The 24,626-nt window shown below is 67.1% G+C and carries 26 protein-coding genes; 14 read left to right on the forward strand and 12 right to left on the reverse strand.

Features of this window, described 5'->3' with window-relative positions; translation table 11 throughout:
• The first annotated feature begins 2 nt into the window (after positions 1–2).
• Positions 3–308, forward strand: a complete 306-nt coding sequence (rpsN, locus tag MRBLWO13_RS05775; protein ID WP_017829734.1) for a 30S ribosomal protein S14 — start codon at positions 3–5, stop codon at positions 306–308.
• Between the two features lie 59 nt (positions 309–367).
• On the opposite strand, the gene MRBLWO13_RS05780 is transcribed toward rpsN, so the two are convergent.
• Positions 368–1,195, reverse strand: coding sequence for an alpha/beta hydrolase (locus tag MRBLWO13_RS05780; protein ID WP_341976890.1), 828 nt, complete (start codon positions 1,193–1,195; stop codon positions 368–370).
• A gap of 136 nt (positions 1,196–1,331) precedes the next feature.
• On the opposite strand from MRBLWO13_RS05780, the gene MRBLWO13_RS05785 reads away from it, so the two are divergent.
• The 3 genes from MRBLWO13_RS05785 to MRBLWO13_RS05795 all read left to right on the forward strand — a co-directional run bounded on the left by MRBLWO13_RS05785 (position 1,332) and on the right by MRBLWO13_RS05795 (position 4,594).
• Positions 1,332–1,910: a helix-turn-helix domain-containing protein gene (locus MRBLWO13_RS05785; RefSeq protein ID WP_341976893.1), complete on the forward strand. Its 579-nt coding sequence runs from the start codon at positions 1,332–1,334 to the stop codon at positions 1,908–1,910.
• Between the two features lie 256 nt (positions 1,911–2,166).
• On the forward strand, positions 2,167–2,454 hold the full coding sequence (locus MRBLWO13_RS05790; RefSeq protein WP_033105720.1) for an HU family DNA-binding protein: 288 nt from the start codon (positions 2,167–2,169) through the stop codon (positions 2,452–2,454).
• Between the two features lie 190 nt (positions 2,455–2,644).
• Positions 2,645–4,594 (forward strand): cytochrome c oxidase assembly protein, encoded by a 1,950-nt coding sequence (locus MRBLWO13_RS05795; protein ID WP_341978297.1) that lies wholly within the window; start codon positions 2,645–2,647, stop codon positions 4,592–4,594.
• Between the two features lie 7 nt (positions 4,595–4,601).
• On the opposite strand, the gene MRBLWO13_RS05800 is transcribed toward MRBLWO13_RS05795, so the two are convergent.
• Positions 4,602–5,675 (reverse strand): hypothetical protein, encoded by a 1,074-nt coding sequence (locus MRBLWO13_RS05800; protein ID WP_341976897.1) that lies wholly within the window; start codon positions 5,673–5,675, stop codon positions 4,602–4,604.
• Positions 5,676–5,800: 125 nt separating this feature from the next.
• Between MRBLWO13_RS05800 and MRBLWO13_RS05805 the strand changes: the two genes are divergently transcribed.
• Positions 5,801–7,183: an AAA family ATPase gene (locus MRBLWO13_RS05805; protein WP_341976899.1), complete on the forward strand. Its 1,383-nt coding sequence runs from the start codon at positions 5,801–5,803 to the stop codon at positions 7,181–7,183.
• 27 nt (positions 7,184–7,210) lie between these two features.
• Here the strand turns inward: MRBLWO13_RS05805 and MRBLWO13_RS05810 are convergent, their stop codons facing one another.
• Together MRBLWO13_RS05810 and MRBLWO13_RS05815 are read right to left on the reverse strand one after the other, a co-directional pair.
• Positions 7,211–7,858 carry a biliverdin-producing heme oxygenase gene (locus MRBLWO13_RS05810; RefSeq protein ID WP_341976901.1) on the reverse strand — a complete coding sequence of 216 codons (648 nt, stop codon included), beginning with the start codon at positions 7,856–7,858 and terminating at the stop codon, positions 7,211–7,213.
• Between the two features lie 56 nt (positions 7,859–7,914).
• Positions 7,915–8,229, reverse strand: a complete 315-nt coding sequence (locus MRBLWO13_RS05815) for a DUF2470 domain-containing protein (RefSeq protein WP_341976903.1) — start codon at positions 8,227–8,229, stop codon at positions 7,915–7,917.
• A gap of 96 nt (positions 8,230–8,325) precedes the next feature.
• On the opposite strand from MRBLWO13_RS05815, the gene MRBLWO13_RS05820 reads away from it, so the two are divergent.
• A complete protein-coding gene (locus tag MRBLWO13_RS05820) occupies positions 8,326–9,633 on the forward strand; it encodes a serine hydrolase (RefSeq protein ID WP_341976905.1) in 1,308 nt (435 codons plus the stop codon).
• Positions 9,634–9,682: 49 nt separating this feature from the next.
• Positions 9,683–10,699, forward strand: a complete 1,017-nt coding sequence (gene corA / locus MRBLWO13_RS05825; RefSeq protein WP_341976907.1) for a magnesium/cobalt transporter CorA — start codon at positions 9,683–9,685, stop codon at positions 10,697–10,699.
• Between the two features lie 11 nt (positions 10,700–10,710).
• Here the strand turns inward: corA and MRBLWO13_RS05830 are convergent, their stop codons facing one another.
• Positions 10,711–11,205, reverse strand: coding sequence for a methylated-DNA--[protein]-cysteine S-methyltransferase (locus MRBLWO13_RS05830; protein ID WP_341976909.1), 495 nt, complete (start codon positions 11,203–11,205; stop codon positions 10,711–10,713).
• A gap of 181 nt (positions 11,206–11,386) precedes the next feature.
• Between MRBLWO13_RS05830 and MRBLWO13_RS05835 the strand changes: the two genes are divergently transcribed.
• The gene (locus tag MRBLWO13_RS05835) at positions 11,387–12,034 is read left to right on the forward strand and encodes an aquaporin (RefSeq protein ID WP_341976911.1); all 648 of its coding nucleotides are present in this window, start codon (positions 11,387–11,389) and stop codon (positions 12,032–12,034) included.
• 328 nt (positions 12,035–12,362) lie between these two features.
• On the opposite strand, the gene MRBLWO13_RS05840 is transcribed toward MRBLWO13_RS05835, so the two are convergent.
• Positions 12,363–13,316, reverse strand: coding sequence for an NADP-dependent oxidoreductase (locus tag MRBLWO13_RS05840; protein WP_341976913.1), 954 nt, complete (start codon positions 13,314–13,316; stop codon positions 12,363–12,365).
• A 156-nt stretch (positions 13,317–13,472) separates the two neighbouring features.
• On the opposite strand from MRBLWO13_RS05840, the gene MRBLWO13_RS05845 reads away from it, so the two are divergent.
• Positions 13,473–14,321, forward strand: coding sequence for a pyruvate, water dikinase regulatory protein (locus MRBLWO13_RS05845; protein ID WP_341976914.1), 849 nt, complete (start codon positions 13,473–13,475; stop codon positions 14,319–14,321).
• A gap of 66 nt (positions 14,322–14,387) precedes the next feature.
• Positions 14,388–16,772 carry a phosphoenolpyruvate synthase gene (ppsA, locus tag MRBLWO13_RS05850; protein ID WP_341976916.1) on the forward strand — a complete coding sequence of 795 codons (2,385 nt, stop codon included), beginning with the start codon at positions 14,388–14,390 and terminating at the stop codon, positions 16,770–16,772.
• 80 nt (positions 16,773–16,852) lie between these two features.
• On the opposite strand, the gene MRBLWO13_RS05855 is transcribed toward ppsA, so the two are convergent.
• The 4 genes from MRBLWO13_RS05855 to MRBLWO13_RS05870 are packed head-to-tail and all read right to left on the reverse strand — an operon-like array spanning position 16,853 to position 19,137.
• A complete protein-coding gene (locus MRBLWO13_RS05855) occupies positions 16,853–17,617 on the reverse strand; it encodes an ABC transporter permease (protein WP_341976918.1) in 765 nt (254 codons plus the stop codon).
• A gap of 1 nt (position 17,618) precedes the next feature.
• Entirely contained in the window at positions 17,619–18,407 is a 789-nt protein-coding gene (locus tag MRBLWO13_RS05860; protein WP_341976920.1) for an ATP-binding cassette domain-containing protein, read from the reverse strand.
• Positions 18,404–18,772, reverse strand: a complete 369-nt coding sequence (locus MRBLWO13_RS05865; protein ID WP_341976922.1) for a DUF1048 domain-containing protein — start codon at positions 18,770–18,772, stop codon at positions 18,404–18,406. Before MRBLWO13_RS05865 ends, MRBLWO13_RS05860 begins: the two co-directional genes overlap by 4 nt.
• Positions 18,773–18,774: 2 nt before the next feature.
• The gene (locus MRBLWO13_RS05870; protein ID WP_341976924.1) at positions 18,775–19,137 is read right to left on the reverse strand and encodes a PadR family transcriptional regulator; all 363 of its coding nucleotides are present in this window, start codon (positions 19,135–19,137) and stop codon (positions 18,775–18,777) included.
• A gap of 137 nt (positions 19,138–19,274) precedes the next feature.
• Between MRBLWO13_RS05870 and MRBLWO13_RS05875 the strand changes: the two genes are divergently transcribed.
• From MRBLWO13_RS05875 to MRBLWO13_RS05890, 4 genes are all read left to right on the forward strand, one after another.
• Positions 19,275–19,949, forward strand: coding sequence for a hypothetical protein (locus MRBLWO13_RS05875; RefSeq protein WP_341976926.1), 675 nt, complete (start codon positions 19,275–19,277; stop codon positions 19,947–19,949).
• Between the two features lie 42 nt (positions 19,950–19,991).
• Positions 19,992–20,588: a hypothetical protein gene (locus tag MRBLWO13_RS05880; protein ID WP_341976928.1), complete on the forward strand. Its 597-nt coding sequence runs from the start codon at positions 19,992–19,994 to the stop codon at positions 20,586–20,588.
• Between the two features lie 108 nt (positions 20,589–20,696).
• Positions 20,697–21,965 carry an ammonium transporter gene (locus MRBLWO13_RS05885; protein ID WP_341976930.1) on the forward strand — a complete coding sequence of 423 codons (1,269 nt, stop codon included), beginning with the start codon at positions 20,697–20,699 and terminating at the stop codon, positions 21,963–21,965.
• 74 nt (positions 21,966–22,039) lie between these two features.
• The gene (locus tag MRBLWO13_RS05890) at positions 22,040–22,642 is read left to right on the forward strand and encodes a hypothetical protein (RefSeq protein WP_341976933.1); all 603 of its coding nucleotides are present in this window, start codon (positions 22,040–22,042) and stop codon (positions 22,640–22,642) included.
• 56 nt (positions 22,643–22,698) lie between these two features.
• On the opposite strand, the gene MRBLWO13_RS05895 is transcribed toward MRBLWO13_RS05890, so the two are convergent.
• Both MRBLWO13_RS05895 and MRBLWO13_RS05900 read right to left on the reverse strand, forming a co-directional pair.
• On the reverse strand, positions 22,699–23,361 hold the full coding sequence (locus MRBLWO13_RS05895) for a response regulator transcription factor (protein ID WP_341976935.1): 663 nt from the start codon (positions 23,359–23,361) through the stop codon (positions 22,699–22,701).
• Positions 23,358–24,626 (reverse strand): histidine kinase, encoded by a 1,269-nt coding sequence (locus MRBLWO13_RS05900; protein ID WP_341976936.1) that lies wholly within the window; start codon positions 24,624–24,626, stop codon positions 23,358–23,360. Before MRBLWO13_RS05900 ends, MRBLWO13_RS05895 begins: the two co-directional genes overlap by 4 nt.

Genomic DNA, 24,626 nt, shown 5'->3' on the forward strand with positions numbered 1-24,626 from the left:
TCATGGCGAAGAAGAGCAAGATCGCTCGTAACGAGCAGCGCAAGGTCATCGTCGAGCGTTACGCAGAGCGTCGCGCCGAGCTGAAGAAGACCCTCGTCGACCCGAACGCGACCGATGAGGCCCGCGAGGCCGCTCGTGTCGGACTGCAGAAGCTGCCGCGCAACGCGTCGCCGGCTCGCGTCCGTTCGCGCGACGTCATCGACGGCCGCCCCCGCGGTGTCCTCACGAAGTTCGGCATCTCGCGTGTCCGCTTCCGTGACATGGCGCACCGTGGCGAGCTGCCCGGCGTGACCAAGTCGAGCTGGTAAGCATCGCTTTCTGAAAGGGGCGAGGATCTTCGGATCCTCGCCCCTTTTGCGTGTCCGCATCAGGCCACGGTCACGCCGGCGTGCGACACCGCCCAGTTCAGGGCGTAGTCCGCGATCTCCTCCCAGCCGTCCTGGCTGACGAGCCGGTGAGTGCGGCCGGCGTACTCCTTGTAGTCGACGGTCGCCGGGCTCCCCGAGGAGCGGTACTTCTTCACGATCGCGCGACCGATCGCCGGCGGCACGACATGGTCGATCTCGCCGGTGATCACGAGCAGGGGTGCGCGGTCCTTGCGCGCGTAGTCGACGTGCGTGACGCCGCCCTTCTCGTCGAGCACCGAGCTGACGCCCTCGAAGAACACGCGGTTGTAGGAGTTCACGGCGTACTCCTCCCACAGGGCATCGGATGCTGCGCGGGAGAGGTCGTTGCCGAAGGTGAAGTGGAAGTGCCGCTTCGACAGCGGCTTCGCTCCATTGATGCCGAACGGGTTCGACAGGATCGGCGTGCCGGTCCACAGGGTCGAGAGCGGGAGCGTCGTGATGCCGGCGGTCTGTCCCGGTGCGACGCCGACGTAGGCGGCGCCGAGTCCTCGATCGGCGAGCATCTGGGTGAGCACGCCGCCGAACGAGTGCCCCATGATGATCGGCTTCACCGGGAGGGCGCGGATGATGCGCTCGTAGTTGTCGGCGATCTGTTTCAGTCCGATGCCCTTGAGGGCCTCCGGGTTGCGGCGGATGTCTGCGACCGACCGGTCGTCGATCCCAGGCCACCCCGGGACGATGACCTCGTGGCCCTGTGCGCGGAAGCGCTCGGCCCAGGTGTTCCAGCTGGCCGGGGTCATCCACAGGCCATGGATGAGGACGATGGGGGTCTTCTCGGTGCTGCTCATGGTTCTTCTCCTTTTTCGGATCCCGGGTGTCGGGATTGCGTTACGCTGATAGTAGACCGAACGTTCTATCTACCGCAACCTATTCCCGAAATCGTGAAGATCCGGGAAACGGATGCCACGATGAGGGAGGACCATCATGAGCACCAGCATTCAGAAACCACCGAGCCCTGCCCGCACACGGCTGATCGATGCCGCCACGCGTCTCTTCTACGCCGAGGGCATTCACTCCGTCGGCGTGGACAGAGTGATCGAAGAAGCGGGTGTCACCAGGGCGACTCTGTACAAGCAGTTCGGCGGCAAGGAGAACCTCGTCCTCGCGTACCTGCGCAGTGAGGACGAGCTGCTGCGCGGGATGTTCGCCGCGGCGAGCGCCACGATCACGGAACCGGGGCACCTGATGGATGCCGTGATCGACGGCATCGTCGCGGATATCCGTCAGCGTCACACGCGTGGGTGCCCGTTCATCAACGCGGCCGCAGAGTTCCCCGACGCGACGGGTGCCGTCCGGCAGCTCATCACCGAGCATCGAGAGTGGTTTCGCGCGACGCTGACGGAGGCCGCGGCTCTGGCCGGTCTCGACGACGCGGCCGCGGTCGCGGCATCCCTCGTCCTGCTCCGTGACGCCGCCCTCGTCGGCGGCTACCTCGACGGCGAGGAAGCGACGACCGCGTTCGAGCGCACCGCCCGATCACTGATCGAGAACCACACGCTCTGAGGATTCGATCGCCCGCAGAGGACCTCCCGTCTGCCGCGCGAAGCCTGCCCACGCACCCCGCCAGGCTCCCGATCGGTCCCGAAATCTGTTGCCAGAGTGACGAATGTGGCGCGACACGCCACGGAATTGGCCAAAACCCGCGAAATGACGCGGAAATGTGGGTTGTCGTTGATACATTCAAGGCGGTCACTCGACCAGGAGCACCCGCTCCGACACCAACAACGATGCGACGGGAACCTCGTCGCTGGAGGATGACATGGCTGACAAGTCCATCACCAAGACCGAGCTCGTCGCGAGCATCGCTTCCGCCACCGGCCAGAGCCAGGCCACCGTCTCGGGTGTCCTCGACGCGCTCTTCGGCACTGTCTCCGACGCTGTTGCCAAGGGCAGCAAGGTCTCGATCCCGGGCTGGATCTCCTTCGAGCAGGTCGACACCGCCGCTCGTACGGGCCGCAACCCGCAGACCGGCGCCGAGATCAAGATCCCGGCCGGCAAGCGCGTCAAGGTGACCGCTGGTTCCAAGCTCAAGGCTGCCGTCAAGTAAGACTGCTCCTCTTCGAAGGCCGTCTCCGATCCGTCGGGGACGGCCTTCGGCGTTCCCGGGGATCGACAGCGGGCGCCGCCGCCGGCCGCCCCGAGCGGAACGCGACGCCGACCGCGCGGCTTAGGCTTGACAGGTGAGTTCCCCTGCGAAGTCGACCCGAAGCAGTTCGGCGTATCGCGTCGCCGGGATCATGGTTCTGGCGGCGGCAGCTCTCGCGGCGCTCGTCATCGGGCTGCTCGTGGGCGGCGGTGCGGCTCCTCTCCTGCTCGGCGACCCAGGGCCGTTCGTGCGCTGGGCGACGCCGCTCGCGAAAACGGTCATGAACCTCGGCGCAGCCGTGATGCTGGGCTCCCTCGTGCTGGCCCTCTTCGGCCTGCGCAGCGAGGAGAAGCCGTTCGACTTCGCGTTGAACATCGCGTCGATCGGAGCCGCGGTCTTCACCATCGCGTCCGGCCTCGCCGGCTTCCTCGCGTTCATGGCGGCGTTCAACCCGAAGCTCAGCATCGAGCGCGAGTTCGGCAGCCAGCTCGGCCGCTTCCTGCTGGAGCTGCCGCTGGGTCAGTCGTGGCTCATCACGACGATCCTCGGCAGCGTGATCACGGTGCTCGCCTTCGCGTGGCGCACCTGGACGCCCACCCTCCTCACAGCGCTTCTGGCCGCAGCATCCTTCCTCCCGCTCGCCACGCAGGGGCACGCCGGAGACCTCGCCGGCCACAACGTCGCGGTCAACTCGATCCTGCTGCACACGATCGGCGCCGCGGTCTGGCTGGGCGGTCTGCTGCTCGTCGTGCTGCTGCGCGGGCGCCGTGATGTCGACCTCACGGCGCTGGTGAGCCGCTACTCGACCCTCGCGATCGCCGCCTTCGCCGTCGTCGCCGTCTCGGGCGTGGCGCGCTCAGTGGTGGCGCTCGGCGACTGGAACCAGCTCGGGACGCCGTACGGCACCATCCTGCTCGCGAAGGTCGTGCTGCTCGTCGCCATGGGCGCGCTCGGCGCCTGGTACCGCGCCCGCCTCATCCCGAAGCTCGCGGCCGAGCGTGCCGCCCGCTGGTTCTGGATGCTCGTGCTCTGCGAAGTCGGGCTGATGGGCCTCGCCTCGGGTGCCGCCGCAGCCCTCGCGCGCACTCCGCCACCGACGGGAGAGGAGTCGTTCGCGCAGACGCCCGCCGAGATCCTCACCCGCTCGCCGCTGCCGCCGGAGTTCACCCTCGACCGCTGGTTCACATCCTGGGACCTCGACGTCCTCTGGCTCGTCGTCGCCGGATTCGGGCTCTTCTTCTATCTCGCCGGCGCCTGGCGACTCCACCGGCGCGGCGATCGGTGGCCGATCCACCGCACCGTCTTCTGGGTGCTCGGGATGCTGATGCTGGTGTGGGTCACGGGCGGGCCGATCAACGCGTATCAGGAGTACCTGTTCAGCGTGCACATGCTCGGCCACATGATGCTCTCGATGGCGATCCCGCTGCTGCTCGTATCCGGCGCCCCGATCACACTCGCGCTGCGCGCGGTCCGCAAGCGCGACGACGGCACCCGCGGCGGCCGTGAGTGGATCATGTGGGCGGTGCACTCGCCCTTCGCCCGCGTCGTCACCCATCCCTTCGTCGCCGCCGCGGTCTTCATCGTGTCGCTCTGGGCGTTCTACTTCACCGACCTCGTCCGCTGGTCGATGTTCGAGCACCTCGGGCACGAGTGGATGGTCATCCACTTCCTGACATCCGGCTACCTGTTCGTGATGAGCCTTATCGGCGCCGACCCGGTTCCGTACCGGCTGCCCTACCCCGGGCGCCTCATCACGCTCATCGCCGTGATGGCGATGCACGCCTTCTTCGGCGTCGCGATCATGATGCAGGAAGGCCTGATGGTCGCCGACTGGTTCGGCGCGATGGGTCGTGACTGGGGCCTGACGCCGTTGCAGGATCAGTACGTCGGGGGCGGCATCGCCTGGTCGATCGGTGAGATCCCCACGTTGATCCTGGCGATCACCGTCGCGATCCAATGGAGCCGCAGCGATACGAAGCTGCAGCGTCGCCGGGACCGCCATGCCGACCGCACGGGCGAAGCCGAGCTCGAGGAGTACAACGCGAACCTGGTGGCGCTCGCTGAACGCGAGCGGCGTCGCGAGGAGCGCGCGGGGCGCTGAGCGCCGGTCAGTCCGGTTCGGGCACGTCGCTCGGGGATCCGACCTTGATCGAGGCCGACCCGTCAGGGAGGATCACGATCGTGCCGTTCACCTGGAAGGGCACATCCTCGGAGATCGGGTCCACCGAGCCGTCGAACAGCGACTTGACGTCCACGTCGATGTGGGCGACGGCATCCGCCGCGGGGATCATCCAGTGCGCGCCGTCCGGGGCGACGGTGACCTCCGGCTGCGCGGTGATCGTCCACTTCGGGGCGGATGCGATCCGGTTCGCCACCTCCATGCCGAACGGGCAGGCCGTGGGCTGCAGCACTTCCTGAGCCGTGCACTCGACGAGGAACTCCTCGACCCGTTCCTGCACGACGGCGACGAACTCCGCGGTCGGTTCGGTCTGCAGCTCGATGGGGGTCGTCGCCAGGGGGGCGTCCGCGAGCACGCTCACTCCGGGTGACGTCGAGATCGGCGTGTCGACAGTGACCGAGTACAGGCCGGGGGTGAACACCAGGAGCGGGAGCGGGTCGAGCGGTGCCGCCTCCGTACCCGCCACCGAGACCTGACGCCGGTCGATCTCGAAGCCGTTCACGGCGAACTGGTCGGCGCCGCGCACGGTCAGCTCGATGGCCGCGAGCGGGCTGGTGGAGAAGCGCCAGTTCGGTGTGACGCCCACCCACCCGTCCTGTTCGACGGTGAAGGTGGTGGATCCCTCGTGCTTGCCCGCCCGGTAGGACACGGCCACGGATGTGATGCCGTCGACGGTCTCCTCGGAGACGATCTCGGCTGCGGTGAGCGGCGCGAGCGCCGTCTGGCGCAAGAGGGCCTCGGAGGCCGCGGGGTCGATGCCGGCCGTCGCCAGCGTCTCGCGGTCGAGTGCGACACCGGGCACGTGGAGCGCATCTGCGGCGCGTCCGGACGAGAGGAGGTCGAGATAGCGCTCCACGAAGGCTGCAGGCCCGTAGAACTGCTGGTAGAGCGTTGCCCCGCCGGCGCCGATGGCGGCGATGAGCATCACGCCGACGAGGGCGAGGAGCGCGAGGTCGACGCCGAGACGGGAACGCCGAGGCGCTTTCGTCTCTACCGGCTTCATGGCGCCAGTCTAAGAGGGCGGCCTGAGACGATGCCGAGCGTCGCGGGTGTCGGGCGGATACCGAGGTGCCGCCGCGCCGTAGCATGGATGGGCATCCGCATCCGCCCGCTCCCCGTGAGAGATCCGTGTCCCTTCCCGCCCTGTCCGAGGAACAGCAAGAGCTGTTCCGTCTCATCGAGGACACCAGCGAGCACGTCTTCATCACCGGACGCGCCGGCACCGGCAAGTCGACGCTGCTGCAGCATTTCGCGTGGAACACCAAGAAGCAGATCGCGATCTGCGCGCCGACCGGAGTGGCGGCGCTCAACGTCGAGGGGCAGACGATCCACTCGCTGTTCCGTCTGCCGATCGGGCTCATCGCCGGCGGCGACATCGATCAGAACGACGCCACCCGACGCATCCTGAATGCGATCGAGACGCTCGTCATCGATGAGATCTCGATGGTGAACGCCGATCTCATGGACGCGATCGACCGTTCGCTGCGACAGGCTCGAGGCCGTCGAGGAGAACCGTTCGGGGGCGTGCAGGTCGTGATGTTCGGGGACCCGTACCAGCTGGCTCCGGTGCCGCCGCGCGGCGACGAGCTGCGGTACATCAAGGATCACTACCGATCGTTCTGGTTCTTCGATGCGAAGGTGTGGGCCGGGTCGTCGGATGCCGAGGGCGGACTCTTCGACCTGGGGCGACATGGTGCCGAGCTGCACGTCCGCGAACTCGTGCAGATCCACCGCCAGTCCGACGACGGATTCAAGGCGATGCTCAACGCCGTGCGATACGGGCGGGTCACCGCCGAGATCGCCGGTGTGCTGAACACGCAGGGCGCGCGGACTCCGCCGGATCCCGACCCGGGCGAGACGCCGATGATCACCCTCGCCACGCGCAACGACATCGTCAACAACATCAACGGGCGCCACCTCACCGCGCTGCCGGGCAAGGAGCAGACCGCGCGCGCCGAGGTCTCCGGTGACTTCGGCCGCGGAGAAGCGGCGCTGCCCGCCGAGGCCGAGCTGAAGCTGAAGGTCGGCGCGCAGGTGATGTTCCTGCGCAACGACACATCGATGTCCGGGGAGCCGCCGCGCTGGGTGAACGGCACGATCGGCACCGTGACCCGCATCCTCGGCGGCGCGGTGCGCGTCGACATCGACGGCGAGGAGGTCGACGTCGAACCGGCCGTCTGGGAGCGGTATCGCTACGCCTACGAGCCGTCGACCAAGAAGCTGAGCCGCGATGTGGTCGCCGAGTTCACGCAGTTCCCGCTTCGGCTGGCCTGGGCGGTCACCATCCACAAGTCGCAGGGCAAGACCTATGAGCGCGCGATCATCGATCTCGGCTCGGGGGCGTTCGCGCCGGGACAGACCTACGTGGCGCTGAGCCGACTCACGTCCCTGGACGGCCTCTACCTGTCACGGGCGCTGCGGCCGAGCGACATCCGCGTCGACGAAGACGTGCGCCGATTCATGCGGGAGGCATATCTCGCCGCGTCCACTCCGGAGATCCCGAAGTCCTGACCGTTCCGCGCGCCGACGAGGCGAGCGTCAAGCGGCCGCGCGGGCGCGGTCGAGGTCCTCGAACAGCTCGGTGTTGAAGCGGTAGGCGAGGAGCACCTCGTCGATCACGCGTTCGCGCTCGGCCTCGTCCCACGGGGCGGCGTCGAGCTGCTCGCGGTAGACGTCCTTGAAGGCGGACGGGTCGGCGATGTCGTCGAAGAGATAGAACCCGACGCCGTTGGTCTGGAACCCGAATCGACGTGCCATCACTCGGCCGATGAAGACGCCGCCGGAGAGATCGCCGAGGTAGCGCGTGTAGTGGTGGGCGACGAAGCCGCCCGGCCACGTCGCGCCGACCTGACGGATCCGATCGACGTAGCGCCGCGTGGTCGGGAGGAACGTGATCCGTTCGCGCCAGTCCGGGCCGACGAGGAACTCGAGGTCGGCCTCGAGTGCGGGCAGGCGGGTGAGCTTGTCGCTGAGGAAGACGGATGCCACGGCATCGTGGCGCATCCGCTCGGCGGCGCTCTCCAGAGCCTCGTAGATGAAGTAGTGCTGCGCGACGAGCGCGGTGTAGTCATCACGCGATGCGTCGCCGCTCAGGAGGCTGGCCATGAAGCCGGCGTGCTCGCTGGTGGAGTGCGATCCGGAGGAGCGCTCGCGCAGGGCCGCGGAGAAGGAGAGGAGCTCGGACATGGCCCCAGTGTAAGGCTCACCTAACTTCCAGCCAACCCTTTGGCTGGACTGAGACTTCAGGCGTGCGGGCGGGGCTCGATGCCCAGCCGTGCGCACGCGGCGTCATAGATCGCGACGACCTCGCGCCGCACGGCCGGTCGATCCGAGATCCGGCCGCCCGGCCATGCCACCCGCAACTCGCTCACGGCTGCGTCGCGCGTGACTTCCCAGACGCCGCCGTCGCCGTCGAACCCGATCATCACGGCATCCGTCACGGCGCCGTCTCCGGAATCCGCGAACGCGCGAGCGATGAGAAGGTTGTCATCGGCATGATCGCCGTTCATGTGGCGAAGGACGGCGGTCACCACGTCGGCATCGAAGATGTGCGGCACGAACTCACTGTACGGGTGTGCCGGAGACCCCTTCCGATGTGATCTCTCAGGATACGCGTTCTAGACTCGGGGAACACGTCTCCGGGGGTTACATCCATGCAGCTTCTCTCGTCGCGCAAATGGCGCGCGGCCGCGGCCGGTGCCGCCGCACTCGCGCTCATCCTCACGGGCTGCGCGCCCGGCGACAGCACCTTCACCTACACGCCACCAGCGCAGGTCGACGGCGACCTCGCCGAAGAGACGGTCGTGCCCATGCAGGACGCCGTCAACGCCGCCATGGCGGCGGCGGGAGCATCCGGGGCCATCGTCGGCGTCTGGGTTCCGTGGAGCGGCAGTTGGGTCGCCGCCACGGGGACGCAGGAGCCGGGCGGAGCCGAACTCAGCACCGACATGTCGTTCCGAATCGCCGACGTCACTCGTCTGATGACCTGCGACGTGCTCTACGGTCTCATCGACGATGGTGTCGTGAAGGCGGACGCCAAGGTGCCCGCCTACGTCTCCGGCGTGGCCGATATGAAAGACGTCACCCTCCTCGACCTCTGCAACGGCACCAGTGGGGCCGGTTCGTCAGAAGACGTCGTGAAGTCCTCCTGGCTGAACACTCCGGAGCGCGAATGGTCGCCGCTCGAACTCGCCAGCTACGGGCTCGGCCGCGCTCGGGTTCCGGCGCACACCACCTACCGTGACTCCGACGCGGGCTATCTCCTGCTGGGCCTCGCCCTCGAGCGCGCCTCCGGGATGAGCGCATCGGCGCTGATCGCCAAGTACGTCGCCGGCCCCCTCGATCTCAAGAACACGTCGCTGCCCGGCAGGACGGCGGCGCCGCCGTCGACGGGACCCGTGCTGAACGGCCACTACTCCAACCCCGTCGAGGGTGGATTCGACTGCGCTGCTCCCGCGGACATCACGACGCTGTCGGCGAGTTCCGGCTACACCGATTCCGGAGCGGTCTCCACGATCACCGATCTCGGTCGCTATGCGCAGGCGGAAGCCGCACAGGTGCTGCGGTCGAAGAAGACGCCGGACCGCTTCGCCGCTCCGCTGCCGGCCTACGACGGCGCCCCCTCCTGGCATCAGGCGACGGGCGGCGCCCAGATCGTCGGATCGATGATCGGGCAGCACGGCTGGACCCCCGGTTACGCGACAGCGGCCTATGCGGATCCGGCGACCGGCTTCACCGTCGTCGTGGTGCTCAACAACTCCACGACCGGCGGCAGCATCGCCGGAAACCTCGCTTGGGAGCTCGCGGCGATCGCCTCCAAGGCCCCGGCGGCTTCCGGCCAGACCGTCCCGGAGTTCGGCCTGCCGTTCACCGCAGAGCAGTTCCACCAGGCGATCGCGGAGCGGGCGCTGCCCTGTGTCGCACCGCCGGCGGAGGAGCCCGCAGAAGAGCCCGAGGGCTGAGCCGTCTGAGCCGAGCCGCCCGCTGGGCGGAATGTGAAGGGGTGGCGCGATGGCGATCATCGACAACGCGATCTACGTCAACGGCATCCGCACGGAGAATCCGCAGAGCCTGAGTGAGACGTTCGAGCGGATGCGCGAACGCGGCGGCATGAGCTGGATCGGCCTGTACCGACCGAGCGCGCAGGAGATCCGCGAGGTGGCCGATGAATTCGGCATCCACCAACTGGTCGTGGAGGATGCCCTCGCCGGCCATCAGCGGGCGAAGCTGGAGCGCTACGGCGAAGTGCTCTTCATGGTGCTCCGCCCCGCCCGCTACCTCGATGCCGTCGAGGAGGTGGAGTTCGGCGAGGTGCACGTGCTCGTCGGACCCGACTTCGTCGTCACCATCCGGCATGCGGAGTCGCCCGACCTCGGGCGGGTGCGCCAGCGGTTGGAGGGCGACCCCGAGCTTCTCGCTCGAGGCCCCGAGGCGGTGCTCTACGCGATCCTGGATGAGGTCGTCGACGAGTACTCGCCGGTGCTCGCCGGACTCGAGAACGATATCGACGAGATCGAGAGCCAACTCTTCGAGGATGACGTCGACGCCACGCAGCGCATCTATGAGCTGGGTCGCGAAGTGATCGACTTCCAGCGTGCGACGCAGCCGTTGTCCGGGATGCTCGATGCGCTGTTGCGCGGATCCGAGAAGTACCAGGTCGACGTGGAACTGCAGCGCTACCTGCGGGACGTGCTCGACCACACCCTGCGGGTCACCGACCGCGCCACGACCTTCCGCACGGTGCTGGACAACGCGCTCACCGTCGAGTCGACGATCGTGGCGCGCCGGCAGAATGAGGAGATGCGACGGATGACGGAGCTGAGCATCCGTCAGAACGACGAGGTCAAGAAGATCTCGGGCTGGGCGGCGATCCTGTTCGCGCCCACCCTGATCGGCGGCATCTACGGCATGAACTTCGACGTCATGCCCGAGCTGCACTGGGCGTGGGGGTATCCGATGGCCATCGGCCTCATGCTCGCCATGGGGATCGGACTGTACGCGGTGTTCAAGCGCAAGGGCTGGCTGTAGAAGCTCTCGTGTCAGAAGAGCGGCGCCGGGAGTGCACCCTCGAGTTCGAGCAGGGCGCGCTTCGTTTCGAGCCCGGCGCCGGTGTCGCCGCCTGAGTATCCGCCCAGGCCGTCGCTTGCCAGCACTCGGTGGCACGGAACGATGATCGGGATCGGATTCGCGCCCATGATCGCGCCGATGCCGCGGGCCGGCACGCCGGTGCCGCTCAACGCCGCGAGCTCGCCGTAGGTGACTGCTTCGCCGTAGCCGACGCCCTCGAACAGGGTCGTCAGCACCGCGCGCGTCGTGGCGGACTGCTCTCCGAGATCGACCGGCACCGTGAAGTGCTGCAGTTCGCCGGAGAAGTAGGCCGTCAACTGCTGCAGTGCCTCAGTCAGCAACGGGTCGGGTTCATCGGAGGCGTCGTCGGGCCGCGTCGGCCGCCAGCTGACGCGGGTGATCGCCGCGCCATCGGACACCACGCCGATCGTGCCGACCGGCGTCTGCAGCGTGCCGAAGTATCGCATGTGCTGAGCCTACGGTCCGTCTCCGACATCCGCGGAGCTGCCGCTCGTCCGCGCGGCGCACCAGCAGCCCCGCGAACTTGCCGATATATTGTCGACGCGTCGGAGGCGGGTGTGCCGGCCGAGGCACGAGGGCGGCGGTGCGACCGTCCTCATCATCACCTGACAAGAAACGAGCATTCTCATGACCGGTACAGCACGAAAGGTGGTCGCGGAAGCGGTCGCCACGTTCCTCTTCGTCTTCAGCATCATCGGTGCGATCAACAGCGGAAGCCCTCTGACGACCCTCGCGATCGGTCTCGCGCTCGCGGTACTCATCTACTCGGTCGGTCACATCTCGGGCGCTCATCTGAACCCGGCCGTCTCGTTCGGCGTCTTCCTGCGCGGTGGCATGAGCGTGGTCGACCTGATCGCGTACGTCATCGCACAGTTCGTCGCTGGCGCGCTCGCGGCTCTGGTCAGCAGCGTCGTGTGGCCGGCAGGCGAGAAGGCGATGGTCATCGAGGTCGGCCCGGCGTTCCTGGTCGAAGCGCTGTTCACCTTCGTGCTCGTGTGGGTGGTGCTGAACGTCGCGACCACCAAGGCGAACGACGGCAACTCCTTCTACGGTCTCGCCATCGGCGGCACGGTCTTCGTCGGCGCGACCACGGTCGGAGCCATCTCGGGCGGCGGCTTCAACCCCGCGGTCGCTCTCGGTCTGTCCGTCAGCGGACACTTCGCGTGGAGCTCGCTGTGGCTGTACATCGTCGCGCCGCTCGTCGGTGCTGCCTTGGCTGCGCTGCTCTTCCGCGTGATCAACACCGACGACGCGAAGAAGATCGCCGGCGAGTAAGACCTGCAACGAAGAACGCCGCGTGCTCTCACGAGTACGCGGCGTTCTTCGTTGCAGCGCTGTCGCGGTGCGGTCAGCCGGAGAAGAGGCCCCAGGCTCTTCACCTGCCGGGGTAGGCATGTTACTTTAACCGCGGGGAGGCGACCCTCTCCGTCGGAAGCCTATTCGGGGGGAACACTATGTGCAGAGACACGTCATGGGGACTCGCTTTCGGACTGCTCGGTTGGGCCCTCATTCATGACTACTGCCTCTACAGCTGATCTCGCCGCTTCTCGCACCGTCAATCTGACGGGTCTTGCGGCGATGGGCACGCCTGTGGCGCTGCTCGTCAGGCGGCCTCATCCGTCCCCTCGGTGACGATGACGATCTTGCCGGTGGCATGGCCGGCGATCGAGCGGACGTAGGCGTCGCGCACTCGCTCGAGCGGGTGCACGGAGTCGATCGGCAGGTCGAGGTCGCCGTCGGCCAGCATCTGCCCCACGATCGCGAGTTCAGCTGCTCCTGCCGCTGCGCCGCCGACTCCGCCGACGGGATGCCGATGTCTGGCGTCGTAGTCGGCGACCGTGTTGATCCGCTCCGGGCTCACGCCGAGTCCGAGCGCGATGTCGACCGTGCCGTGGCCGACCGTGTCGAGGACGGCCGTGAACCCCTCGGGTGCGGCCGCTCGCAAAGCTGCGGAGAGGTCCGCGCCGTAGGCGACGGGGGCGATCCCCAACGAGCGGAGCCTGTCGTGGTTGCCCGGACTCGCGGTGCCGATCACGCGCGCGCCACGGAGGACGCAGAGCTGAGCCGTGAGGATGCCGACGCCGCCGGCGGCTCCGCTGACGAGCACGGTGTCGCCCGCGCCGATGGACTGGGACTCCACGCTCGCGAAGGCGGTGCGCCCGACCACGTTCAACGCCCCGGCGATGATGAGCGACAGGCCGGTCGGAACGCGGACCAGCAACGAGGGGTCGATCACGAGGTGGTCGGCCTGCGCGTGGAAGCGCAGCCCGCCGAACACGCGTTCCCCCACGCTCCAGTCAGTGACATCTGCGCCGATCCCGGCGATGGTTCCCGCGAAGTCGTAGCCGTTGCCCGAGGGCAGGCTGCGCTCGTAGGGATCGTGCATGGGCTTGCCGCTGAAAAGCTTCCAGTCGACGGGGTTCACTCCGGCGGCGGCGACGCGCACGAGAACCTCGTTCGATGCCGGAACAGGTGTCGGGCGCCGCTCGATCTCCAGCACTTCGGGTCCGCCGAAGCGTCGGAAGACCACGCGTCGCGAGCTGTCGCTGAGGGGCATGGCTCCACCCTAGGATCCGCAGAGGTCATCGGGGCGGTTCGAACGTTTGCCGTGATGATAAATGTGGTAATTCTTATCGTCGACTTCCGGAACGCTGACCGCACTTCTTTCTTAGGCTCGACCTAGTTCCCGTTCCCGAAGTGAGGTTCGCCCACTGTGTCTCTGACGAATCCCGTGCAGCCCCTCGGCGTTGTCGTCGAGACCCGCGACGCCTACTTCGTGTCCGACAGCACGGGTATCACCGCGGAAACCCTCGGCAACGCGCTGCTCGCGAACTTCCCGGGCGTGCGGTTCCGTCGGCACACCGTGCCGTTCGTCGACACGGTCGAAGGCGCGCAGAACGTCGTCGGCAGCATCCGCTCGAGCGATTCGGCTGGCGGCGTCCCGATCGTCTTCACCACCGTGAAGTCGGCGAAGATCCTCACGGCACTGGGCGAGTCCGGCGCGGTGATGATCGATCTCCTCGGCGGGCACCTGCGTGAGCTCGAAACGAGCCTGGGCAGCGCGGCATCCGAGCAGTTGGGGCAGTACCACGGCGTGGGCGACATCGAACGCTACTTCGCCAGGATGCGCGCCGTCGAGTACGCGATCGAACACGACGACGGGCAGAGCATGCGCGCCCTCGACATCGCCGACGTGATCATCATCGCGCCGTCCCGCTGCGGCAAGACCCCGACGACCATGTACCTGGCCCTGCAGTACGGGCTGCTCGTCGCGAACTACCCGCTCACCGACGACGACTTCCCCGCCGATGCGCTGCCTCGTACCGTCGCGAAGTTCGCCGCCAAGTGCTTCGGCCTGACCACCACGCCGCTCCGGCTCAGTCAGGTACGTCACGAGCGACGCCCGGACAGCACCTACTCGAGCCTCGCCCAGTGCACGCTCGAGATCCGTCGCGCCGAAGATCTCTACCGCCGCAACCGCGTTCCGTTCCTCAACTCCTCGACGAAGTCGGTCGAGGAGATGTCCGCCGTGATCATGCAGTCCATGCGACTGCGCAGCTGACCAGCCCACGCAGCATCCACGTTTCATCCTCGACCCGCGCACAACGCACACCTCTCAGGAGCCCTCATGACCAACATCCTCTGGTTCACGCAGATCGGTATGGCCGACGTCGCCCAGGTCGGCGGCAAGAACGCCTCGCTGGGCGAGATGGTCTCCAACCTCTCGGGGGCGGGAGTGAGTGTGCCCGGCGGCTTTGCCACCACCGCAGACGCGTACCGCGAATTCCTCGCAGCGGACGGCCTGTACGACCGCATCCGCACAACCGTCGAAGCCCTCGATGTCGATGACGTCGCCGAGCTCGCTCGCGTGGGGGCGACCGTGCGCGAGTGGATCGAGAACCAGCCGCTCCCGTCCGCGTTCGAGACCGACATCCGCGAGGCGTACGCCACCCTGGTCGCCGCCGACCCGCAGCCGGAATCCGTCTCCTGGGCCGTCCGCTCCAGCGCGACAGCCGAGGATCTTCCCGACGCCTCGTTCGCCGGGCAGCAGGAGACGTTCCTGAACATCAGCGGAATCGACCACATCCTCGCCGCGATCCGCAGCGTCTTCGCCTCCCTCTACAACGACAGGGCGATCGCGTACCGGGTGCACCACGGGTTCGATCACCACGACGTCGCGCTGTCCGCCGGCATCCAGCGCATGGTGAGGTCGGATGTCGGTGCGTCCGGCGTCCTCTTCACGGTCGACACCGAGTCGGGTTTCGACCGGGCCGTGTTCATCACCAGCTCCTACGGTCTCGGTGAGGCCGTCGTGCAAGGCGCGGTGAACCCTGACGAGTTCTACGCCTACAAGCCGGCCCTGCGCGAGGGGCGCCCGGCGATCCTGAAGCGGTCGGTCGGCGAGAAGGCCGTGAAAATGGTCTACGCCGACGGCACCCACGCGGGCGCCAGCACGGTCTTCACCGATGTCGCGCCGGCCGAGCGTGCGCGCTTCAGCATCACGGATGCCGAGGTCGAAGAACTCGGGCGGCAGGCGTTGACCATCGAGGCGCACTACGGACGTCCGATGGACATCGAGTGGGGCAAGGACGGCGTCGACGGGAAGCTCTACATCCTGCAGGCACGCCCCGAGACGGTCGTCTCACGCACCGATGGCAACGTCACGCGCCGCTTCGTGCTCGAGGAGCCGGGTTCGGTGATCACCGTGGGGCGCGCGATCGGGCAGAAGATCGGCGCGGGTCCGGTACGGGTGATGACCTCGCTGGAGCAGATGGACGCGTTCCGGCCCGGCGACGTGCTCGTCGCCGACATGACCGACCCCGACTGGGAGCCGATCATGAAGCGCGCCTCGGCGATCGTCACGAACCGCGGCGGACGCACCTGCCACGCGGCGATCATCGCGCGCGAGCTCGGCATCCCTGCCGTCGTCGGCACCGGCGATGCCACCGCCGTACTGCGCGACGGACAGGATGTGACCGTCTCCTGCGCCGAGGGCGACAACGGCTTCGTCTACGAGGGCATCCTCGGGTTCGAAGAGGTCATCACCCGGCTCGACGAGATGCCGGAGAGCCCGACGAAGATCATGCTCAACGTCGGAACCCCCGACCAGGCGTTCGCGTTCTCGAAACTCCCGAACAAGGGCGTCGGCCTCGCGCGCCTGGAGTTCGTGATCAACCGCCAGATCGGCATCCACCCCCGTGCGCTGCTCGACCACGCGACCCTGCCCGCCGAGCTGCGTGCTGACATCTCCGAGCGGATCGCGGCGTACGACTCACCGCGCGAGTACTTCGTCAAGCGCGTCGCCGAAGGCGTCTCGATGATCGCCGCGGCCTTCGCGCCGGAGCCGGTGATCGTTCGGCTCAGCGACTTCAAGTCCAACGAGTACGCGAATCTCATCGGCGGCGACATCTACGAGCCGCACGAGGAGAACCCGATGCTCGGGTACCGCGGCGCGTCCAGGTACATCTCCGCCGACTTCCGCGAGTGCTTCGACATGGAGTGCGAGGCGCTGCGGTTCGTACGCGAGGAGATGGGTCTCACCAACGTCGAGATCATGGTGCCGTTCGTACGCACGGTCGGCGAGGCGCACGCGGTCACCGAGCTGCTCGGCGAGAACGGGCTGCGCCGCGGCGAGAACGGCCTGCGCGTCATCATGATGTGCGAGCTGCCGTCGAACGCCGTGCTGGCCGACGAGTTCCTCGAGTACTTCGATGGCTTCTCGATCGGCTCCAACGACATGACCCAGCTCACTCTGGGCCTGGACCGGGACTCCGGTCTGGTCGCCGCGACCTTCGACGAGCGCGATCCCGCTGTGCTGAAGATGCTGTCGATGGCGATCGAGGCCTGCCGCCGTGCGGGCAAGTATGTCGGAATCTGCGGTCAGGGCCCGAGCGACCACCCCGACCTCGCCGAGTGGCTGGTCGGCCGGGGCATCGAGTCGATGTCGCTGAACCCCGACACCGTCGTGGAGACCTGGCTGCGGCTCGCGAAGCTCGGGGTGCCTGCGGCCTGAGCTGGCGTTCACAGAGCACAAACGGCTCTATCCGAGGTGCGGATAGAGCCGTTTGCGCTCTGCGAACAGGAGCCGCGGCGTCAGCTGATCTTCTTGCGGTAGATCGCGATGGCGAAGGCGTAGGCGACCACGAGGATGCCGACGCACCAGGCGAGGGCGATCCAGAGCTCGTTGCCGACCGGCTGCTGGGCGAACAGCGCCCTGATCGAGTTCACGATCGAGGTCACCGGCTGGTTCTCGGCGAACCAGGCCACCGGTCCTGGCATCGTGTCGGTGGGCACGAACGCCGAACTGATGAACGGCAGGAAGATGAGCGGGTAGCTGAACGCGCTCGCGCCGTCGACCGTCTTCGCGGAGAGTCCGGCGATCACTGCGAGCCAGGTCAGGGCGAGGGTGAACAGGACCAGGATCCCGGTCACGCCGAGCCAGGCGCCGACGGATGCTCCGGTGCGGAACCCCATCAGCAGGGCAACGCCGATGACGATCGCAACCGACACCAGGTTCGATACGAGCGACGTGATCACGTGCGCCCAGAGGACGCTGGACCGGGCGATCGGCATCGACTGGAACCGCTCGAAGATGCCGCCCTGCATGTCGAGGAACAGCCGGTACGCGGTGTACGCGATGCCGGAGGCGATCGTGATCAACAGGATGCCGGGAAGCATGTAGTTGATGTACGACTCGTCGGATCCGGTGTTGATCGCGCCTCCGAGCACGTACACGAACAGGAGCATCAGGGCGATCGGGGTGACCGCCGTGGTGATGATCGTGTCGGGGCTGCGGAGGATGTGGCGCAGCGACCGGCCGGTGAGGACGCGGGTGTCGCTGAGGACGTGGGAGGCCATGTCATTTCCCTTCTACTGCTGCAGGCTCGCCGACGCCGGTCTCGCCGACGAGGGCCAGGAAGACATCCTCGAGGGAGGGCTGCTTCTCGACGTACTCGACCTTGGCGGACGGGAGGAGCTTCTTCAGCTCGGCGAGGGTTCCGTTCTGGATGATGGTGCCCTTGTGCAGGATCGCGATGCGGTCGGCGAGCTGTTCGGCCTCATCGAGGTACTGCGTGGTCAGCAGCACGGTGGTGCCGCCGTTCGCGAGCTCCTTGACGGTCTGCCACACCTCGATGCGCGCCTGCGGGTCGAGTCCGGTGGTGGGCTCGTCGAGGAAGATGATCGGCGGGTTGCCGATCAGGCTCATCGCGATGTCGAGGCGTCGGCGCATGCCGCCGGAGTAGGTGCCGGCCTTGCGGCTGCCGGCATCCGTCAGCGAGAAGCGGGCGAGCATGTCGTCGGCGATCGCACCCGGATTCTTCAGGTGCCGGAGCTTCGCGACCAGCACGAGGTTCTCCCGACCACTGAGCACCTCGTCGACGGCCGCGAACTGCCCTGTGAGGCTGATCGACTGACGAACGTCGTTCGGAGCCGCAGCGACATCGAAGCCGTGGACGACGGCGGTGCCGGCATCCGCCTTCAGCAGGGTGGAGAGGATGCGGACGAGCGTGGTCTTGCCGGCGCCGTTGGAGCCGAGGAGGGCGAAGATGCTGCCGCGCTTGACCTCGAAGTCGACGCCGCGCAGCACCTCCAGCTCCTTGAAGGCCTTCGTGATGCCCTGGACGCGGATGGCGGGCGTGGTGGTCATCGCTGCTCACCCCGCTTCGCGTCGCCGATGTCCTTGAGCAGACGGGCGCGCTCCTTATCGATCCAGTGCTTGCCTCCGTAGGACTGCGCGAAGGTCTCGGCGAATTCGACGGGGTCGTCGCCGACGATGTCGCCGACCGGAGTGCCGTCGACCGCGGCGCGCTCCCAGAGGTCCGCCAGATCGGTGAACATCTTCATGAGCGTCTCGCCGTCGGTGATGCCGCCGAAGTACATGAAGTACCGGTGCATCGCCTTGGCTGCCGTGGCGTACGGCTCGGGAAGGCCGTCGATGCGGGCCTTGTCCTGCTTGTACTGCTTCTTCTGTTCGAGTGAGCCGGTGAGGGCTTCGATCCATTTCGCGGCCATGATTACTCTCCTTCGTCCTGCGAGTTGTCGTGTGTGCGTGCGATGTGCTGGTGGAGCTGTTCGATCCGTTCCGAGAGGAAGCGCCATGTCTTCCAGAACTCGTCGAGCTGTTCTCGCCCCTGTGTGTTGAGCGAGTAGACCTTTCGTGGGGGGCCCTTCTCGGACGGGACCTTCTCCACATCGACGAGACCGCGCTGCTCGATCCGTACGAGCAGGGCGTAGATCGTGCCCTCGGCGATCTCGGCGAATCCTTCGTCGCGAAGCCGTGCTGTGATCTCGTACCCGTATGCCGGGTGTTCGGACAGCGTCGCGAGGACGATGCCCTCCAGAGTGCCTTTCAGCATCTCCGTCATCTGGTTGCCCATTCGGATCACCTCCTTCTACTTAGTGTTGCTGGCTACTGGTAGACGGTAACACTAAGTACCGGTAGTTAGCAACACTGAATAGCAAAAAACTTCTGGAGGTCCCGGGCGTGCGGAAGTCGCGCCGCTACGGTGAGAGCATGCCCGCCGAAACATCCATCTCCGTGCCCGCACTCCGCGAGGGTGAGTTCATCCGCTTCGTCAGCACGCCGCAGGAGCAGTCCGGCGCGGCCAGCCGACACCTGCGCATCCTCATCGCTTCGATCGTGATCCTGGTGCTCGCCGGACTCGCGTTCCCGTTCTTCCCTGGCCAGCGTCCGCTCCTGATCGTGGTCGCGGTTCTGGCCGTCGTGAGCGCACTGCTCTTCACGCTTCTCTTCGTCGGCGCCCGCAAGGCCGCTGGCCTGACCGGCGACGACCTCATCGACCTGATCGTGGTGCCTCAGGGATTCATCACACAGGGCGGGTTCGTGATCCCGTGGCAAGAAGTGAGCAAGCTCGAGGTCGTCACCTTCGTACCGAGGTCGGTGCGCGGAAGCGTTCCTGCTCAGGCGGGAGCTTTCCTCGCTTCGCGGCTCGCTCAGCACGAGGGCGCGGACATCGCGGTGCGGATCCACCTGCATGACTGCAAGGCCGCCATCGCCCGTGCGACCAAGATGCAGAAGCTCGCCCTCATCGATGACATCGGCGGTAAGGCGGGCTATGCCCAGTGCGCGCTGGGATTGAAGCCGGCGGCAGAGATCAGCCCGCTGTTGCCGATACTGGAACGCGAAGCCGCGTCACACCGAGTTCCCCTGGAGTTCACGACGGTCTGATCTGATGATCTGACCCCGGGCTCGGGGCGGATGGAGGCGGTCGTGGACGAAGAAGCACCGGTCGGGCACGTCGTGCACCTGGTTCGGGCATTCGACGAGAGCGGGGCGCCGGCTCGTGCGGGATTCGGTACGCGGTTGCGTCCGACCACGCGGATGGTGCTCTGGATACTCGTCGGTCTGGCCGCCATCGGGACGGTCTTCATAGTCGTCATGCTGTGGACGGATGGCCCGCCCTGGTGGTTCGGTGTGATCTTCACCCTGATGCCCGCATTCTTCGTCTTCGGGTGCGCGGTCGCGCTGGGGGAATCAGGGCGTCTCTCTCGTCGTGAAGGGCGGCTCGCCGAACGGTGGGCGCTGACGCGAGAGCGCGCGACCTCGACCGGAGGACGCGTCAGCGATCGTGAAGTGTCTCTCATGGAGCACGGCGGGGTGTCGGCCTTCACGTTGACTGTTGCCGGCGATGCCGGCTGGTCGATCCGCGCGCGCTGGCATCGCAGCAATCCGGACAATCGCGATGAGACCCTGCTGCAGACGCAAATCCCCGCGATCGGTTCCCGAGTGCGGATCTGGAGCGTCGGGATGCCGGACGACGACGCTCCCGTCATCGTGCAGGCGCTCGACGCGAGCGTGGTGGCGTGATCTTGGAAATGCGACTGTAACGAACCGGACCTGGTCACGAAACGACGGTGCGCCACTCTGAGACTCACCCGACGCCTCCGTGCGTCCTCGGAGAGAGGCTCGACCGTCATGGATCAAGGCAATACCGCGTTCATTCTCATAGCTGCCGCACTCGTGCTGTTGATGACGCCAGGACTGGCGTTCTTCTACGGCGGCCTCGTGAAAGCCAAGAGTGTCATCAGCATGATGATGCTCAGCTTCGGTGCGCTGGGGCTCATCGGAGTTCTATGGGTGCTGTACGGATACGCGATCGCGTTCCCCGGCGCCGAGGGCACCGTGGCGCCGTGGTCGATCGACGCGGCGGCAGTGGGGCTCAACAGCCTCCTCGAGACGCCGGAGGGCGCCGCCTACCCGCCGCTGGCGTTCGTCGCATTCCAGGCGACCTTCGCGATCATCACCGTCGCACTCATCTCGGGAGCGATCGCCGACCGCGCGAAGTTCGGCTCCTGGATGATCTTCGCCGCAATCTGGGCGACGATCGTGTACTTCCCGGTCGCGAGCTGGGTGTTCAACTTCGGTCTCGCAGACGACGGCAGCTTCGCGTACGGCGGCTGGATCACGCACGGACTCCAGGAGACCTTCGGGCTCGGCGCGATCGACTTCGCCGGTGGCACGGCCGTCCACATCAACGCCGGTGCCGCGGCTCTCGCTCTGGCGCTCGTGCTCGGCCGCCGCGTCGGCTTCCAAAAGGGCGCGCACGTGCCGCACAACCCGCCGTTCGTCCTGCTCGGTGCTGGTCTGCTCTGGTTCGGCTGGTTCGGCTTCAACGCCGGTTCCGAGCTCGCCGCCGACGGCACTGCGGCTCTGGCCTTCGTCAACACGATCGCCGCTCCCGCTGCGGCGCTCCTCGCCTGGCTCGTCGTCGAGAAGTTCAAAGACGGCAAGCCGACCTCGGTGGGTGCTGCGTCTGGAGCTGTCGCCGGACTCGTCGCGATCACACCCGCGTGCGCGTCGCTGCACCCGGTGTGGGCGATCCTCCTCGGCTTCATCGCCGGTGCCGCCTGCGCCCTCGCCGTCGAGCTGAAGTACAAGCTGGGCTTCGATGACTCGCTCGACGTCGTCGGCATCCACCTCATCGGCGGCCTCATCGGAACCCTGTACCTCGGCTTCTTCGCCAACGGCACCGGCCTGTTCATGGGCGGCGACGGAACCCAGCTGCTGGTCCAGGCGATCGCCGCATTCAGCGTGATGATCTACTCGTTCGTACTGGCCTTGGCCATCGGCTTCGCCATCCAGAAGACGATCGGATTCCGGGTGAAGAACGAAGACGAGGTCGCGGGAATCGACACCGTCGTGCACGGAGAAGAGGGCTACGTCCTCGACCCGATCCGCGCATAGCTCGCTCGCGGTGTCACTGTGCTGGACGCCGCCGCGCGTCCAGCACAGTGACACTCTGTATTTGACGAGGCAACGTGACACACGGATCCATTCGCGGCGGGAGTGACTTCGCGATGTCATCGGCGGGGGTTCAACGGTTCGCAGAGTCTCCACGGCACGCGCTCGCCGCCGGGGCAGGCGGTGTCCGCGACCTGTGGGTCGAGCGGGATGACGTTCGGGGCCTTCAATGGCAGTTGCAACTGGTCGAACTGCGAGGGCCGCACGGACTCATACAGTTGCCGGAGGACACGGACCAGCTCATCGTCGGAATCTCCGGCGCTCAGGTGAATGTTCAGGCCGACAACACAAGACCTGCTCCGCTCCGCCGCGACCAGGCTCTCCTCAGCCATGCCTCGTTCGTCGACTTCCATCGACCGGGCATCCGCGGCATCGGTCTCAGCCGGGTGCTGGTTCTCAGTTCCGCCGCCTCCTTGGCTGACGCAACGTTCGACGCCACCGCGGCCGACGGCGACTTCCGGGTGTCGCCGAGCACACTCGCTCTCGTCGTTCTGCGCGGCGGCGTCAAGGTCGGGTCGGTGGCTGCGGGCAGGGAGTCCGCGATCATCTTCGACTCGGCAGAGCCCCTGAGTGCAGTCGCCACGTCTGCGCAGGTGCTCAGGTTCGCGAGGCCCTCGTAGCGCCCCGACGGATCTTGGCTCCGGAATCGTGGCCGGCGCCCGTCATGGACCCGGGTTCAGACCAGCCCGATCTCGTACGCGAGAATGACGGCCTGGACGCGATCGCGGAGGTCGAGCTTCAGGAGGACACGGCCGACGTGAGTCTTCACGGTGGACTCGCTGACGAACAGAGCCTCACCGATCTCCGTGTTGTTGAGGCCCTTCGCCATGGCGAGGAACACATCTCGCTCCCGTTCGGTGAGGACGTTCAGGCGAGGATCGTCGTCTGCCTTGGCCTCACGGGGCAGCCGAGTCGCGAAGAGATCGAGCATCGCGCGGGTGACTCGGGGTGAGACGAGGGCGTCGCCCGCAGCGATCGCCCTGATCGCAGCGGTCAGCTGCGGGGGAGGAGTGTTCTTCAGCAGGAATCCGCTGGCACCAGCGCGCAGGCTGCCGAACGCGTACTCGTCGAGGTCGAACGTCGTGAGCACGAGGACCTTGCTCGACGGGGAGCTCCTGGCGATGCGCCGTGTCGCCTCGATGCCGTCCATCTCCGGCATCCGGATGTCCATCAGCACGACGTCGGGGGAGAGTTGCGCGGCCAGGTGCACAGCCTCGGCGCCGTTCGACGCCTCGCCGACCACACGCAGATCGTCTTCGGCATCCAGGACCATCTTCATGCCGCGACGGATCAGCTCGTGATCGTCGACGAGCAGCACGCGAATCGGCTCGGTGTTCATTCCTTCTCCTTCGCGGCGGGGATCTCGGCCTGCACGCGCCAACCGCCGCCGGCGCGCGGACCGGTCTCCACGAATCCCTCGTACAGCCGAACCCGCTCCTGGATTCCGATGAGTCCACGCCCCGAGCCGACGGACGGTTGCGCCGGTCCTGCTTTGCCGTCGTCGGTCACGGTGATCGTCGTTCCGGTGCTCTGATAGTCCAGCCGCACGAGGACGTCTGTCGGCTCGCGCGAATAGCGCAGCGCATTGGTGAGAGCCTCCTGCACGATCCGGTAGATGGCGTTCTGGAGTGCCGGCGACGACGGTGCGTTCCCCTGGGTCTCCACTCGGACCGGAAGCCGCGCGGCCCGGAACGTGCCGAACAGATCAGCGAGGTCGTCGACGCCGGGGTTCGGGCGCAGCAGCGTCGGGTCGCCGTCCGGGTGCTCATCGCCGAGTGCCCCGAGCAGCCGACGCATCTCGGCCAGTGACTGCCGCCCCACATCGCCGATCTCGCGTACCGCATCCTGCGATCGGATCGCATCCTTCTGCGCCAGCGCGACGGCGCCGTCGGCGAGCGACACCATCACCGAGAGGCTGTGCGCGACGACGTCGTGAACTTCTCGCGTGATCCGTGCGCGCTCGGCGAGTGTCGCAAGTCGGGCCTGCTGGTCGCGTTCCCTGGCGAGTTGATCGGCACGCTCGAGGAGCGCACTGATGTACCTCCGACGGTCACCCACCGTGACCCCTACGAGGGCGGCGATCAGCAGCACGATGAGCAGGAGCGACCCCGCCGGATCGAAGGTGACGGGCGGTGCAGATCCTGTCCGGATGACGTGGGAGGTCGCGGGAAGGAGAACGACCATCAGGGTGGCGGCGATCGCGAAGCCGATCCACCCGCTCCGGTTCGATCGGTAGACGAACAGCGCGTAGAGAGCAAAGGCGAGGCCGAACGGCTCGACCGCAGTATCGGAGAGGCTCGCGATCGCCGCGATCGCGATGAGGACGGAGAACGAGATCCACGGATGGCGGCGGCGGAAGAGCAGAGCCACCGCGGCCAGGACTACTCCTGCCACCGGCGCGATCACGACGACGATCGGCTCCCACACCCCGGATGACAGCGGCGTGACGAGCGCCCAGAATGCGGCGATGACCAGATATCCGCCAGCCAGCAGTGAGTCGACGAGCCAGGGGTGCGCACGCCAGAATCGACGGATCGGGCCGGTCGGGCGTGGAAGCTCTTCCGGTCGATCCGTCGTGCGGGAAGCACGGGGCGTAGCGCGCAT

It is taken from the genome of Microbacterium sp. LWO13-1.2 (assembly GCF_038397725.1).
Lineage (GTDB): Bacteria > Actinomycetota > Actinomycetes > Actinomycetales > Microbacteriaceae > Microbacterium.

Bases quoted from the DNA above. Each gene is read 5' to 3' on its own strand.
- ppsA (WP_341976916.1), top strand. From the start codon at position 14,388: ATGACCAACATCCTCTGGTTCACGCAGATCGGTATGGCCGACGTCGCC.
- MRBLWO13_RS05800 (WP_341976897.1), bottom strand. From the start codon at position 5,675: ATGAAGCCGGTAGAGACGAAAGCGCCTCGGCGTTCCCGTCTCGGCGTC.
- MRBLWO13_RS05795 (WP_341978297.1), top strand. From the start codon at position 2,645: ATGGTTCTGGCGGCGGCAGCTCTCGCGGCGCTCGTCATCGGGCTGCTC.
- MRBLWO13_RS05785 (WP_341976893.1), top strand. From the start codon at position 1,332: ATGAGCACCAGCATTCAGAAACCACCGAGCCCTGCCCGCACACGGCTG.
- MRBLWO13_RS05900 (WP_341976936.1), bottom strand. From the start codon at position 24,626: ATGCGCGCTACGCCCCGTGCTTCCCGCACGACGGATCGACCGGAAGAG.
- MRBLWO13_RS05875 (WP_341976926.1), top strand. From the start codon at position 19,275: ATGCCCGCCGAAACATCCATCTCCGTGCCCGCACTCCGCGAGGGTGAG.
- MRBLWO13_RS05820 (WP_341976905.1), top strand. From the start codon at position 8,326: ATGCAGCTTCTCTCGTCGCGCAAATGGCGCGCGGCCGCGGCCGGTGCC.
- corA (WP_341976907.1), top strand. From the start codon at position 9,683: ATGGCGATCATCGACAACGCGATCTACGTCAACGGCATCCGCACGGAG.
- MRBLWO13_RS05860 (WP_341976920.1), bottom strand. From the start codon at position 18,407: ATGACCACCACGCCCGCCATCCGCGTCCAGGGCATCACGAAGGCCTTC.
- MRBLWO13_RS05810 (WP_341976901.1), bottom strand. From the start codon at position 7,858: ATGTCCGAGCTCCTCTCCTTCTCCGCGGCCCTGCGCGAGCGCTCCTCC.
- rpsN (WP_017829734.1), top strand. From the start codon at position 3: ATGGCGAAGAAGAGCAAGATCGCTCGTAACGAGCAGCGCAAGGTCATC.
- MRBLWO13_RS05840 (WP_341976913.1), bottom strand. From the start codon at position 13,316: ATGCCCCTCAGCGACAGCTCGCGACGCGTGGTCTTCCGACGCTTCGGC.
- MRBLWO13_RS05855 (WP_341976918.1), bottom strand. From the start codon at position 17,617: ATGGCCTCCCACGTCCTCAGCGACACCCGCGTCCTCACCGGCCGGTCG.
- MRBLWO13_RS05835 (WP_341976911.1), top strand. From the start codon at position 11,387: ATGACCGGTACAGCACGAAAGGTGGTCGCGGAAGCGGTCGCCACGTTC.
- MRBLWO13_RS05865 (WP_341976922.1), bottom strand. From the start codon at position 18,772: ATGGCCGCGAAATGGATCGAAGCCCTCACCGGCTCACTCGAACAGAAG.
- MRBLWO13_RS05895 (WP_341976935.1), bottom strand. From the start codon at position 23,361: ATGAACACCGAGCCGATTCGCGTGCTGCTCGTCGACGATCACGAGCTG.
- MRBLWO13_RS05870 (WP_341976924.1), bottom strand. From the start codon at position 19,137: ATGGGCAACCAGATGACGGAGATGCTGAAAGGCACTCTGGAGGGCATC.
- MRBLWO13_RS05885 (WP_341976930.1), top strand. From the start codon at position 20,697: ATGGATCAAGGCAATACCGCGTTCATTCTCATAGCTGCCGCACTCGTG.
- MRBLWO13_RS05780 (WP_341976890.1), bottom strand. From the start codon at position 1,195: ATGAGCAGCACCGAGAAGACCCCCATCGTCCTCATCCATGGCCTGTGG.
- MRBLWO13_RS05830 (WP_341976909.1), bottom strand. From the start codon at position 11,205: ATGCGATACTTCGGCACGCTGCAGACGCCGGTCGGCACGATCGGCGTG.
- MRBLWO13_RS05790 (WP_033105720.1), top strand. From the start codon at position 2,167: ATGGCTGACAAGTCCATCACCAAGACCGAGCTCGTCGCGAGCATCGCT.